Source organism: Shewanella youngdeokensis, assembly GCF_033180165.1.
Classification (GTDB): domain Bacteria; phylum Pseudomonadota; class Gammaproteobacteria; order Enterobacterales; family Shewanellaceae; genus Shewanella; species Shewanella youngdeokensis.
The window spans coordinates 565,561-579,498 of record NZ_CP136522.1; the positions used below are offsets into that span (position 1 = coordinate 565,561).

Genomic DNA, 13,938 nt, shown 5'->3' on the forward strand with positions numbered 1-13,938 from the left:
TAACCCTATAAAATAAAACTTAAAAAAATAGTTATTTGCCGATGTTGCACGCGAGGCTTGGTTGTTTTGTGTTTGATGATTAATGGGCAAGGTTCAAGCTTTTAACATAAACATCAGTTGCACACATGCCTTTACAATCGGCTGTGACCATTATCACTATTTCATTTTTTGCAAAGAGCTATATTGAAAAGTGAATATTACCTATAAAGTAGTATTTAAAATAATGCTTAATCAAAAATAAGTATAAAAATAATTTGGAGTGATGATGAAAAATTTAACAAAGTGCAAGTTAGCATTTGTTATCGCAGCAGCTATGGGGATAGCAGGCTGTGGCAGCGATGGTAAAGATGGCGAAGACGGCGAGCCGGGTCTACCGGGTACCAGCCCTGCTGCGCCAGTAACCAGTGTTTCCGAAGTGACCAATGTTGAATACATTGCACATATGGTTGAAGAAGGCCAAGTGACAGTTGAATTTAACTTAACTAATGAAGATGGCGCGGCAATCACCGGTTTAGAAGAAGCTGCAATTTACCTTGCAGCCATGACTGAAAACGGTATTCAACGTAGCCGTGATGGCAGTGTTGGCGGTAATGCTACTTTTGGTGGTGATTCACCAACGGAAGGCGCAACCATTACTGAAGTTGAAGATGGTCAGTACACGTTAGTTGCCCCTATGGCGGCGGTACAAGCGGACACTGAAGGCTTGATTCGTTTGCAAGTCGGTGGTGGTGATATTGCTGATTCACCGTATATCATTATTGATAAGCCTGAAAACACACATACTACCACTACTGAAACATGTTACTCATGTCACGTTGATTATGCTAAGTCAGATATTAAGCATTCAGGTTATGTTGCATTAAATACTAACGGCGAAGTTGATTTCGTTGGCGGTTGTATGGTGTGTCATAACAACGTAGCCCGAGATGTTGATGAAGATGGTAACTCTTTAAACACAGGTGGTTACGCTAAAAACACTCTACAAAAAATTGGTCATATCAATCACCAAAACTTTGAAAAAGATTTTACACCAGCTAACTGTTATACCTGTCACGCCGAGCCTGTGATGAATACTGACATTACTGGTAATGGTTGTTCTGACTGTCACGCTACAGACAGTGCTGAAATTGCGACTATCCTCGCGGATGACGGATTTGACGCACGCGAGTTCCATTTCAACTCAGCTAATATTGGTTTAGGTGAGCGTGAAACGATTCGTGCTAATCACAGTACTACGACTAGTGCTCCTTACTTTAACGCTACTATGGACGAGTGGATCGACCATAAAGATGTTGCTTGGACTTCAGGTTACTGTGTTGATATTGCCTTGTTTGATAACTCAGGTGAAACCCCTGTGCAGTTAAACATTGGTGAAATGTATGAGGCTGGTGAAGTGGTTTATGGTGGTGCTTACATCAACAACTACCACAATGAATCAATTGTTGCCCGCGTTATTGGTCATGGTTCTGAAGGTTACATTGAAAATGCCGATGGCTCTCGTTCAGTTTGTTACGGTGAATTAACCGAAGGCTATGAGCTGGCAAATCTATCAGCTAGCTCACGTATCACCATTGCTGATACTAACTGGGAAGATAACGATAATGAGTTTGGTGTATCGTTCACTGGCTACAGTAGCGTTGTTGATCCAGTAAACTTTGAGAAAGTGCAGGATTGGGGACGTCGTCATACTATCGACGCAGCTAGCTGTACTACTTGTCACAACAACGACACTAACTACCATAAAAGTGGTAGCTACGGTGAAGGCGGCTTAGATTGTGTTGCTTGTCATAACAATGGTCAAGACCGTAAAGGCGCGTTATCTGCACCTGGCTTTGGACCATTAGTTCACAGCATGCATTGGGGTAACGGTAATACGCTTTCTGGCCATAAAACGGATGAAGACGGCAATAACATTGCTAACTCAGCGGCAAGCTTAAAAGGCGATAACTGTGTGTCTTGTCATGCTGATGGCGTTAGCCTAGCCGACATCCCTAATCAATATATGCTGTCAAAAGCATATAATGGTGGTGTTGATGGTGTAATGACTAGCCCGATTATGGCTAACTGTTTTGCTTGTCATAATGACGCGTCAGCGCAAAACCATATGGAACAAAATGGTGGCGAGCTAAACGTTGCAACTGATGCTGAAACAGCTTGGTTTGAAAACGGTACTGCTGAAGCGTGTGTAACGTGTCACGATACTGGTCGTTCATTTGATATCGATTTATTCCATAACTTCGAGCGTTAATACTAAGTCTTGGTACTTGCATTAACACGACTATTGCAGTCATTGTTGCCATAAAATGACGGTTATGGATTAATCAAAAGGGTCGCTATTGTTATAGCGGCCCTTTTTTATGCGCGTGTTACAACAAAGGCTTATTGCGGCTGTTGGTAGCTAATGCGGTAAATGGCATTGGCTGCATCGTCCGACACCAGCAATGCGCCATCAGGCATGGTGAGTACCGCTACTGGGCGGCCCCAGCTTGTTTGCCCTTGCAACCAACCGGTAGCAAACGGTTTATACTCACTGACCTTATTACCGTCCAAAGTTACCTGCATAATGCGATATCCCACCTTACTGCTGCGGTTCCAAGAGCCGTGTTGAGCAATAAAAATGCTGCCTTGATACTGCGCTGGAAACTGCTGTCCTTGGTAAAACTCCATTCCCAGTGCCGCCACGTGAGCGCCTAAATTAAGTGCCGGAGCTCGGTTATGAATGTGACTGGCTTTGTGGCCAAACTCGGGGTCAATAATGTCGGCATTATGTACGTAAGGAAACCCAAAGTGCTGGCCCGCTTGGCTGACATGGTTAAGCTCATCGTCGGGTAAATCATCGCCCATCATGTCGCGGCCATTATCGGTAAACCACAGCTCGCCGGTGACGGGGTGAAAGTCAAATCCCACACTATTGCGCGCGCCTTTAGCAATAATGCTGGTGGCTTTGGTTTTTATATCGAGTGCTAATATGCTGGCAAATGGCAGGTCACTTTCACACACATTACAAGGTGCCCCAACGGGAATATACAGTTTTCCGCCGGGGCCAAATGCAATAAATTTCCAGCCATGGTGAGATTTATTCGGCAGTTTATCAAACACTAATTGCGGTTGTGGGATCGCTGGCAGCGTAGCTTCAATGTTGGGGTAACGCCAAATTTTGTCAACCTCCGCCACGAATAAGTCACCTTGATGAAAAGCGATGCCTGACGGTAAAAACAGATCGCTGGCGACTTCAATCATGTTATTTGCATGACCATCATTGTTGCTGTCAATCAGTGCATGTACTTTACCGGCTTTGCGACTGCCGACAAACACGGTGCCATTGTCACCCAGAGCCATTTGTCTGGCATTGGGGACGTTGTCTGCGTAGATGTCGATACTAAATCCTGGCGGTAAACGGATGCTGTCGATGGGGAGGCTGGTAGCGTTGAGCATGGAAGTAAAGAGCATACTGGTGACAATAGTGAGTGGCTTGAACACGGGCTTCATCCTTGTGGCTAGCGTATGGTAATCATACGAGTTACAGCCTAAAAATGACACAATCGTTTACAAATACGGGGTGATTTTTTACTCAATTCAGGTTGATTTTTGGCGGTAATGATTAGAGTGACATACTGCGAGTTTGCACTAGGAGACTGAAGTGTGAACTCGGTTGGAGTTATTGACTTATTCGTAAGTTAATTGAGTGTTATTGTTTGTAAATGCCTGCTTTTGCAGGATATTATGAATAAATAGCTTAGGTTTAATGTGTATGAGGTTGCCTTGATAAAGTGGAGAGCGAGATGGTAGTGTTAGAAGTCGAAATTACTGCTGCTCAGCAAGCTTTATGGCAGGCCGCTATTGATGTGCTCGCCACCATTTCAGGCTCTGGGGTTGGCTTATTAAAAGTTAACCAATATTCGCAGTTAGAAGTTTGTGCAGCCCAGGGCGTTGGTGACGACAGCTTAACAAAGCTTTGTCAGTTGTACGCCCCTGCAAATCATTACTTAGATCTGGCTGACTCTGCCAATCCATCAGTGTTTGTCGGTTGCCATCGCGATGACAATAACGCTCCTGCAGGGCTTTATTGTGAGCTACCTATCTATTGGCCTTCGAAGACACTTTTTGGTTACATCTGCTTGCTTAAAGGGGGTGGGAATAGCGCTTTAAATCACGCGCAATTAACGATTCTGTTTCAGCAATGTGTCAGTAGTATTGAGCGCGACTTAATCCGTCTTTCCCGTGAATATCATCAATGTATTGAGCACGAAACAAATCCAAAACCCAAAGTGAGCCTGCAGCAGTTTATTGACTCGATGGACGAGTATGTGTGGATAAAAGATCGACACGGGCGCTACAGTGCGGTTAACCAAAGTACGGAGTTAGCTTGGGGCTTGGATCGCAAGCAGATCCTTGATAGCACCGATAAAGAATTATTTCCCCCTGAACTGGCGAAGCAGTTTTCAGATAGTGATAAAGAGTCCATTGCCCGTGGGGTTAAAGTTACTGCAGATGAGCTGCAAGGCTTAAACATGGGCCCTTGGATAGAAACACGTAAAGTTTCACTCGTGAACGATGAGGGAGATTTCGACGGTATTGTTGCTATATCGCGCAATATATCTTCTTTAAAAGCGGCTCAAGATCAATTAGAACTCGCTGCGCAGGTGTTTAAAAATTCTGTTGAAGGCATTGTTATCACTGATGTTGATGGCACCATTATAGATGCGCATGGCGCATTTAGTGACATTACCGGCTATGAAAAAAGCGAAGTGCTAGGGAAAAACCCTAGGGTATTTAATTCTGGTCGCCATGAAAAAGCCTTTTTTACCAATATGTGGCAAAAGCTGCTTAGCGTAGGTAAGTGGCAAGGCGAGATTTGGAACCGCCGAAAAAGCGGTGCTATTTTTCCTCAGCAATTAACCATCATTGCAGTTTACGGTGATCAACGGAAGATCCGCTACTTTGTGGCTGTATTTGCTGATTTATCGACCCAGAAAAAAAATGAAGCCGAATTAGCGAGTTTGGCCTTCCACGATCCGCTAACTAAGTTACCCAACCGAATGTCGATCACCTCTCGTTTAGAGCAAGAGATCCAGCTGACAAGCTATAATGAAGGTCAGTTAGCAGTGGTTTATATTGACGTTGATCTGTTTAAACAAGTCAATGAGAGTTTTGGTTATATTTCCGGAGATAAAGTACTCGTGGAGCTAGCTAACCGCTTTCGCGATACGCTATGTGATTTTGCCTCTGTTGCACGACTGAGCGGCGATGAGTTTGCCGTAATCTTACCTAATATCGCTAGCAGTGAAATGCTGTCACTGCGGATAAGCCAATTACAACAAGCGTTTGAGACTCCATTTATAGCTGAAGGCTGCGCACCGATCCGTTTAACAGGCAGTATAGGGGTGGCTATTTACCCGGACGATGGTCTCGATTCTAGTACGTTACTGGTTAATGCAGATGCCGCAATGCACCGAGCCAAATGTAATGGCCGCAATGATTATGCTTTTTATACCCAATCATTAACTTATGAGTCGATGGAGCACTTAAAATTACAAAGTGCACTACATGATGCTGTAAAACAAGAATCATTTTATTTGGAGTATCAACCAAAAGTAGATTGCCACAGCCAAAATCTCAGTGGGTTTGAAGCTTTATTACGTTGGAACGATCCAGTGTTAGGTTTGATCTCGCCGGCAGTATTTATTCCGGTCGCAGAGAAAATTGGCGTTATCCAAGAAATTGGGCGTTGGGTGTTGCAACAAGCTTGTGAGCAAGGGGTTAAGTGGCTCAGTGAAGGGAAAGACTTTGTGCGTATTGCCGTTAACGTGGCCAGCCCACAACTGCAACGACGTAGCTTTGTTACCGAAGTCGCCGACATTCTGGAGCTGACAGGTTTGCCGGCTCATCGCTTAGAATTGGAAGTGACAGAAAGTTGCATGATGTTTGACACTCAGGCGGTTGCCCGGGATCTGGTTAAGCTTAGCGACATGGGGATCACACTGTCGATAGATGACTTTGGTACCGGTTATTCATCATTGAATTACCTGAAAAAATTACCGATCAATAAGCTTAAAATAGACCAAAGCTTTGTGAGGGATATTCCCATTGACGCTAACAACACCGCCATTGCTAAAGCGGTTATTGCATTAGGACATTCGCTTAATTTAAAAGTCATCGCCGAAGGTGTTGAAACGGCAGGGCAGGCATATTTTTTAGCGACTCATGGTTGCGATGAAGCCCAAGGCTATTTGTACAGTAAGCCAAAGGCTGCCTCAGAGTTCGATGAGTTTTTTATAAAGCAGGCCGTTGCTCCGTCATTGGCTTAGTACCGCGCTAAAGTCGGCTAAGGGCGTGACATCACCCGCTTGCATTGATTCGATATTGATGTTGCCAATCCGTACTCGAACTAACCTTAATGTGGCAAAGCCGACTGCAGCTGTCATTTTTCTGATCTGGCGATTTTTGCCTTCGCATAAAGTAATCGATACCCAGCTTGTTGGTCCATGTCTGGGATCGCGGATCTTACGTCCCCTAAGCGGAAGCAGCGGCTCTTGTTCGAGCTTAAAAGCTTTACAAGGTAAGGTCTGATACTTTTCACCATTGATCCCAATTTCAACCCCATTTTGCAGCGCCAATACCGCTTCGGCTGTGATGTCGCCATCGAGCTGTACGTAATACTCTTTTTCAACTTTTTTACTGCGGATTAAATGGCTCATCATACCGTCGGTGGTGAGTAGTAATAAGCCTTCAGAGTCATGATCTAAGCGGCCTATTGCCATAGTTTTGTCTGGAAAACTAAATAACTCACCCAGCAACTTTTTGCTTTTACGGGTTTCAGGTACAAACTGGCTTAAATAACCGTAAGGCTTAAATATTTTAAAGTGCTGATTGGCTGTGGCAGTGAGATTATTTTCGGTGCTATCTAGATTACTTGCGGGCATTTATCCTGCTCTTAGTGGGTAACAAACCTTCATTTTGAGGTGATTATACTGAAACTGTGTTCAATGCGCATGGCAATGTTAATTGGAGCTGCTTTGGCGGTAACATCACTATTGTTTGCGACCGTTATCGTTATAAGTAAGCAAACATACCTCAGTGCAACAGACATAAGCGATGTTAGCCATAGCGGGTCATTTGTACCTGCGCGCTACTGGTCAGGCACTTAGGTTAAGCACCTAGAGCAAACACCCGCAGCTTGGCGCAAACAGGCCGAACCTGACTATATTAGCTAACGCCAAATCGGAGTCTTTGCTATAATCTTCGCCCAAAATGATCGTGTTTTCTTATTTGAGTGATTTATATGAGCAATGTTGGCACCTTTAGACCTAATGACAAATCCGATAGCGCGCAATTGCCGCCCTTAGCGACCCACTCTAATCGTCTTGAGTTGTTAGCGCCGGCTAAAAATGCCGACTTTGGTATTGAAGCTATTCGTCATGGTGCCGATGCGGTCTATATTGGTGGACCCTCTTTTGGTGCTCGCGCTAGCGCAGGCAACAGCGTTGAAGACATTGCTCGATTATGTACCTTTGCCCACCAGTATCATGCGCAAGTGTTTGTGGCAGTTAATACCATTTTAATGGATGACGAACTAGAGGCGGCGCAGCAGCTTATTTGGCAAGTTTATGAAGCCGGAGCCGATGCGCTAATTGTGCAAGATATGGGAGTGTTGCAGTTAGACCTGCCGCCAATTGCTTTGCATGCCAGCACGCAAATGGATAACCGTAACCCTGAAAAAGTGGCTTTTTTAGAGCAGGTAGGCTTCTCGCAAGTGGTACTTGCTCGCGAGCTGGGCTTAAGCCAAATTCGCGATGTTGCCAGTAAAACGAACATGCAAATAGAGTTCTTTATTCATGGTGCATTGTGCGTAGCGTATAGCGGCTTATGTAACTTAAGCCACTCATTTAGTAACCGCAGTGCTAACCGTGGCGAATGCTCGCAGTTATGTCGTTTGCCGGGAGATTTAAAAACGCGTCAAGGCGAAGTGCTGGCACAAAATGAACACTTATTATCATTAAAAGATAACAATCAAACCGACAATCTCGAAGCCTTAATCGATGCTGGCGTGCGTTCATTTAAAATTGAAGGCCGTCTTAAAGATCTCAGTTATGTTAAGAACGTAACTGCGCATTATCGCCAAGCGCTTGATAAGATTATTGCCCAACGTCCAGAATTTACTGCGTCATCCCATGGTCGTTGTGAGCACAGCTTTAGTCCCGATCCTGAAAAAACATTTAACCGCGGTAAAACCGACTACTTTGTGCATGAGCGCAGCCAAGGTATGAATGACTTTCGGTCGCCTAAATATATCGGTGAAGAAGTTGCTGTAGTAACGCGCATTGGCAACGACTTTATTGAAGTTAGCTCAACAGAGAGTTTTAATAATGGCGATGGTTTGTGCTTTTTCCCGAGTGATTTTGCCGAGGCTAAACAGTCTGACGATAAAATTAAAGGCATGCGAGTTAACCGTGCCGACGGTCTGAAGTTGTTTGTGTTGCGAATGCCAAAAGAGCTCAAAGTGGGCATGACCATTTACCGCAACCATAACCAAGCATTTGAAACAGTATTAGCCAAAGAATCAGCCAAGCGCGTTATTGACGTGGATATTGTATTGGCTGATACAGCTGATGGTATATCACTAACCATGACCGACGTTCATGGTCATAGCGCGGTGCAATCGCTAGTTGTTGAAAAAACGCCGGCAACGGATGTCGACAAAGCCGTAAAAGGCTTGCGCAAACAACTGGGTAAACTTGGCAGCACTGACTTTAGCGCCCGCAGTATTAGTATTGAAACGGCGCAAACTTGGTTTATTCCTACCTCGGTGCTAAACGGTTTGCGCCGCGATACCGTTGCGGCATTACAGCAGGCTCGAGTGAATGACTACCAACGACCTAAAGCGTGGAAGTACAATCAAGAAGCCGTGTACCCGGTTAAACACTTGAGTTATTTAGGTAACGTAGCAAACGATAAAGCTAAAGATTTTTATCAGCGCCACGGGGTAATTGAAATTCAAGATACCTACGAAAAAAATGGCGTTACAGAAGATGTCCCGTTAATGGTGACCAAACATTGTTTGCGGTTTAATTTTAATTTGTGTCCTAAAGAAGTACCCGGTATTAAGGCCGAACCAATGGTATTAGAAATAGGCAAAGATGTATTAAAACTGGTTTTCGATTGCCCTAAATGTGAAATGCTAGTGGTTGGTGAAAACAGACAAGTCCGTGCTGAATGATACAGTGAATGACATTAGCACCATAACAAAGCGCCTTATTTGGCGCTTTTTTTGTGGCGGTTGTTAGCATTTTATAAGCTTGCCAATGGCTTAGCAGTTAAAATTTTATTACGGCATGTTTAACATAAGCCTAAAACATGCTTGAATTATATCGGTACTTTGTATTGGATTTTGGCGCTGATTATGCTGTAGTCAATGTCTGCCTGTGACCATAGTGGGCAACTAAAGTGCAATCAAAGCTAAGTGACATCATTATTAAGGATAATAAAAATGGGATTGTTAGATTCATTAATGGGTAACGCCTCTGAAGTTGATCTTGAAGAGTTGGCGCAAGAACTTGCCCCAATTATGGCCGATAACGAATCATTGAATTTGGCGTACAAAGTGGTACGCGACATGTTTGTGTTTACCAATAAGCGACTTATTTTAATCGACAAACAAGGGGTAACGGGTAAGAAAGTGAGCTATCACTCAGTGCCTTATAAAGCGATTACCCATTTTGAAGTTGAAACCGCTGGCACCTTTGATATGGATGCTGAACTAAAGCTTTGGATCTCTGGGCAAAAAGAGCCGTTAGTTAAAGAGCTAAAAAGAGGCACTGATGTGGTGGGGATCCAAAAAACGATTGCTAACTTATCGTTGTAATTGGTTGCGCAGCAAGACCGAATATCGGCCTTGCTAACATATTGAGTTGTTGGCGAAGACGATTATTGGCTATGGCTTTTAATCGCGGTTGCTAACGCTAGCAAGCCATTGGTGCGAGAGGGGCTTAGTTGGCCCTCTAGACCTAACATTTTAAAATAACTGTTGGGGTCAAAACGGGCGATATCGGCGCTACTTTTACCATTACAGGCCATCAATAACAGTGTAGTTAGCCCTTTTACAACACGGGCGTCGCTGTCTGCCAGAAAATAGTTTAGCCCGTCTATTTGGCTATGATACAGCCAAGCATTACTTTCACAGCCACGCACTTGCGCCGTTTCTACTTTGAAATGCTCATCAAGCTTAGGTAACGCTTTACCCAATAACATAATTTGTCGGTATCGCTCTTGCCAATTACTGGCCTGTTCAAACAGCGCCAGCGTGCTGGATGCGTCGAGCGTTAACGCTAAAAATTGCGCTGATGTTGGCTGGGATTGCGGATTCATAAATAACCTAATTGTTCTATATGTGTGATGGCTACCTGTGGTAACCATACTGGTAAAGCTTAGAGTGATTTAAACAGTGCAGCGATAAATATTACAAGAGTAACTCTTTAACTGACTGCATTGCGGCGATAAAGCGATCAATATCGGCTTTATGGGTATAAACCCCAATCGAGGCGCGGCAACAGCCTTTGAGCTGTAGGCTTTGCATTAGTGGCATGGCGCAGTGATGGCCACAGCGCACCGCAATTCCTTGCTGATCTAATAAAATGCCTACATCTTGGTGATGCTCACCGGTAAGGTTAAAAGCGACTGCGCCGAGGTTATCAGCATGGGCACCATAGAGTTCGATATCGCCTAAGGCTGTGAGTGACTGCTGTAGATAAACCATTAATGCTTGCTCGTTATTGTGGGTTTGGGCACTTGGTAAGTCGTTAATAAAGTCAATGGCTGCGCCAAGGCCGATCACTTCTGCTATGGGTGGCGTGCCAGCTTCAAGGCGGTTAGGTAACGGATTAAATACGGTGTTTTCAAAGCTCACTGTTTTGATCATTTCGCCGCCGGTGATTAGCGGGCTCAGGCTGTCGAGTGATTTATAGCGGCCGTAAAGTACGCCAATGCCTGTTGGACCGTACATCTTATGGCCCGAAAAAACGTAAAAATCGCAATCAATACTCTGTACATCAACGTGCATATGCGCAATGGCTTGAGCACCGTCGACCAAGGTGATGGCGCCGGCTTGCTTGGCTTTAGCAACGAGTTCTGTGACCGGGTTTACCGTGCCCAGCACATTGGACACATGGCTCAAGGCTACGATGGCTGGCTGCATACGCAGCAGAGCGTCATAAGCGGCAGTGTCGAGGCGGCAGTCTGCGGTCAGTGGTATGGGTTTGATTAGTGCGCCAGTGCGTTTGGCCAGCTCTTGCCATGGCACGATGTTGGCGTGATGCGCGGCGGTATCAATTAAAATCAGTGCGCCTGGTTTGATCTGCCCCGCAAGCCCATTGGCAACCATATTAATGGCCTCGGTGGTGCCATGAGTAAATATAATTTCTTCACGGCGCGACGCATTTATAAATTGGCGTAACTGGTCACGTACGGCCTCATATTGTGTTGTTGCGCGCGCCGATAGCTGATGCGCTGCGCGGTGCACATTGGCGTTGTCGTGCTGATAATAGTGATTCATGGCATCAATCACGAGTTGCGGTTTTTGGCTGGTGGCAGCGGTGTCTAAGTAGCACAGTGGGTAGCCGTCGTTAGACTGAGCCAGCGCAGGAAATTGTGACCGTAACGTTGAGTGATCCATTAATCTGATCCGAGTTTATCAAGCAAAAATAAAAGGCGCTGAGATCTTGTAAGATCTCCGCGCCTAATGCAAGGCTTAAGCTTGATATAGCCTAGATACTAAGGGCAGGGTAGGCAATATTGTTGCGCTAACTCATCGAGCCTAAGCATGAGTTCAGGCGAAATACTGCAATTGATGCTGTCGATATTCTGTTTTAGCTGCTCAAGGCTGGTGGCACCGATGATGTTGGCGCCAACAAATTTTTGAGCGTTAACAAATGCAAGTGCCATTTGGGCTGGGCTCATGTTGAACTCTCGTGCCAGCTCAACATAGGCTTGTGTCGCCGCTAAGGCATTTTGGTTGCCAGTGTAACGGGCAAAGCGTTTATATAATGTTAGACGTGCCCCTTCTGGCCATTGGTCGTTAAGGTATTTACCCGACAAGGTTCCAAAGGCGAGTGGTGAATAGGCTAGTAACGGCACTTCTTCGCGGTGGCTTATTTCGGCCATTGCTACTTCGTAGCTACGATTTAGCAGGTTGTAAGGGTTTTGCACAGAGACAATTTTGGGTAAACCGTGTTTTTCGGCCAGCTGTAGGTACTTCATAAAGCCCCAAGGGGTTTCGTTAGAGATACCTATATAGCGAATTTTTCCGGCACTGACGAGCGAAGCGAGTGCTTCGAGGGTGTCGATGATGGGCGTTAGCTGTTCATTTTCATCTTGTTGCTTATAGTTAAGTTCGCCAAAAAAATTGCTGTTACGATCAGGCCAGTGCACCTGATAAAGGTCGATTGTGTCGAGTTGTAAGCGTTGCAGCGAAGCATCTACAGCGGCATGAATATTGCGCCAATCGAGCGCCATATTGGGGCGGATATAGTCGTTTTTACCGCCCGGGCCTGAGACCTTACTGGCAATAATTAGCTCGTCTCGGTTACCTCGTTGCTTGAGGTAATTGCCGAGAATGACTTCGGTTGCGCCTTGGGTGCCAGCAGTTGGTGGCACAGGATACATCTCGGCGGTATCGATAAAGTTAATCCCTTGACCAATCGCGTAATCAAGTTGTTCAAAGGCTTGAGCTTGCGTGTTTTGCTCGCCCCATGTCATGGTGCCTAAACACATTTTACTAATGTCTAAGCTTGAGTGTGGCAGACGTGTGTATTGCATAATTCAACCCACTTTGTGAAAGACTAGTCAGCTTGAACTTAACAATATTTTTATATTAAAACTAGTTATTTATGTCTCATCTAGGCATATAAAAAACACTCATTTTTACAATGAGTGGTTACGCCTTTAGCTTGGTTACGAATTGAGTTTAAGCAACATGCAAATTTCACAAGCATCATGACCGGTATTGCCTAAAGGTGCTGCTAAATGTTGAAATTCCAGCGACTCATAGAGGGCGATGGCTTCAATTAAATTGGCTGTGGTTTCAAGGTAGCAGGCGCTAAAACCTTGCGTGGTGGCAAAGTTGAAAGCTTGAATGGCGAGCCGCCTTGCGAGCCCTTTACCGCGCAGTGCTGGCAAGAAATACATTTTTTGCAGTTCACACACACCTGGTTGATTGCTTAGTGGTGCAATGCCGCCGCCACCTAAAATTTGGCCTTGATGTTCAACGACCCAGTAGCAGGCGTTATCGGCAGTATACACCTCGCTGAGGCTATCGAGCGTTGGGTCGGCTACGCCATAGCCTTTGTCTGCGGTGAGGCCGTATTCGGCTGACACCTCGCGTATGATCTGCGCTATTGCGGCATTATCTTCGGCGGTAATGGTTCTGATGTGGTAGCCGGTTTGTGTTTTAGCGCGCTTAACGGCTTTATTGTAGTGGCTTAGTGAAGACTCTATTTGACTGATTTGCTCTTGCGGGAGCTGTGCCATAATTTCGCTAAACTGCTGATTTTGTCGCTCATCGAGCTTGCGTTGCTGTTGCCTACCTTTCGTCGTTAAATGCACCATTAAACTACGGTTGTCTTTTGGGTTGGCGCTAGTTTTAGCTAACCCTTTCTCGATTAACTTACTCACTGCTCGACTGGCGTTAGACTTGTCTATGTTAAGCATTTCAGCTAATTGCTTTATCGAATATGAATGCTGACCTAATTCAATCAGTGTATGCGCTTGTACTGGAGATAATAGCTGGTTGTCGTTCGTGGTATGTAATAAACCTAATTGGCGGATAAGCTGTCTGGACAGGCGGCGTAATTTAGATGTTTGACAAGGCATAGATGAATAAATTAGGTATTTTGGTTGCGAGTAACAACTAATTTACGGTGACTAAATGGCAAAATCAAGTGTATT

At 45.0% G+C, this 13,938-nt stretch carries 10 protein-coding genes; 4 read left to right on the forward strand and 6 right to left on the reverse strand.

Annotated features, from left to right (window positions below; all coding sequences use genetic code 11):
- Positions 1-265: 265 nt before the first annotated feature.
- A complete protein-coding gene (locus RGE70_RS02385) occupies positions 266-2,248 on the forward strand; it encodes a multiheme c-type cytochrome (protein ID WP_310469958.1) in 1,983 nt (660 codons plus the stop codon).
- 131 nt (positions 2,249-2,379) lie between these two features.
- On the opposite strand, the gene RGE70_RS02390 is transcribed toward RGE70_RS02385, so the two are convergent.
- Positions 2,380-3,489 carry a PQQ-dependent sugar dehydrogenase gene (locus RGE70_RS02390; protein WP_310469959.1) on the reverse strand — a complete coding sequence of 370 codons (1,110 nt, stop codon included), beginning with the start codon at positions 3,487-3,489 and terminating at the stop codon, positions 2,380-2,382.
- Positions 3,490-3,782: 293 nt separating this feature from the next.
- On the opposite strand from RGE70_RS02390, the gene RGE70_RS02395 reads away from it, so the two are divergent.
- Positions 3,783-6,308 carry a sensor domain-containing protein gene (locus tag RGE70_RS02395; RefSeq protein ID WP_310469960.1) on the forward strand — a complete coding sequence of 842 codons (2,526 nt, stop codon included), beginning with the start codon at positions 3,783-3,785 and terminating at the stop codon, positions 6,306-6,308.
- Here RGE70_RS02395 and RGE70_RS02400 read toward each other — a convergent pair.
- A complete protein-coding gene (locus RGE70_RS02400; protein ID WP_310469961.1) occupies positions 6,297-6,923 on the reverse strand; it encodes a pseudouridine synthase in 627 nt (208 codons plus the stop codon). The two genes, RGE70_RS02395 and RGE70_RS02400, sit on opposite strands and share 12 nt — an antisense overlap.
- Positions 6,924-7,282: 359 nt before the next feature.
- Here RGE70_RS02400 and RGE70_RS02405 point away from each other — a divergent pair, with 359 nt between their 5' ends.
- Entirely contained in the window at positions 7,283-9,217 is a 1,935-nt protein-coding gene (locus RGE70_RS02405) for a peptidase U32 family protein (protein ID WP_310469962.1), read from the forward strand.
- Positions 9,218-9,487: 270 nt separating this feature from the next.
- Positions 9,488-9,862 (forward strand): PH domain-containing protein, encoded by a 375-nt coding sequence (locus RGE70_RS02410; RefSeq protein ID WP_310469963.1) that lies wholly within the window; start codon positions 9,488-9,490, stop codon positions 9,860-9,862.
- 62 nt (positions 9,863-9,924) lie between these two features.
- Here the strand turns inward: RGE70_RS02410 and RGE70_RS02415 are convergent, their stop codons facing one another.
- The 4 genes from RGE70_RS02415 to RGE70_RS02430 all read right to left on the reverse strand — a co-directional run bounded on the left by RGE70_RS02415 (position 9,925) and on the right by RGE70_RS02430 (position 13,863).
- Entirely contained in the window at positions 9,925-10,365 is a 441-nt protein-coding gene (locus RGE70_RS02415; RefSeq protein ID WP_310469964.1) for a SufE family protein, read from the reverse strand.
- A 91-nt stretch (positions 10,366-10,456) separates the two neighbouring features.
- Positions 10,457-11,668, reverse strand: coding sequence for a cysteine desulfurase (locus RGE70_RS02420; RefSeq protein WP_310469965.1), 1,212 nt, complete (start codon positions 11,666-11,668; stop codon positions 10,457-10,459).
- A gap of 98 nt (positions 11,669-11,766) precedes the next feature.
- A complete protein-coding gene (locus RGE70_RS02425; protein WP_310469966.1) occupies positions 11,767-12,810 on the reverse strand; it encodes an NADP(H)-dependent aldo-keto reductase in 1,044 nt (347 codons plus the stop codon).
- A gap of 135 nt (positions 12,811-12,945) precedes the next feature.
- Positions 12,946-13,863 carry a bifunctional helix-turn-helix transcriptional regulator/GNAT family N-acetyltransferase gene (locus tag RGE70_RS02430; RefSeq protein ID WP_310469967.1) on the reverse strand — a complete coding sequence of 306 codons (918 nt, stop codon included), beginning with the start codon at positions 13,861-13,863 and terminating at the stop codon, positions 12,946-12,948.
- Positions 13,864-13,938: the final 75 nt, after the last annotated feature.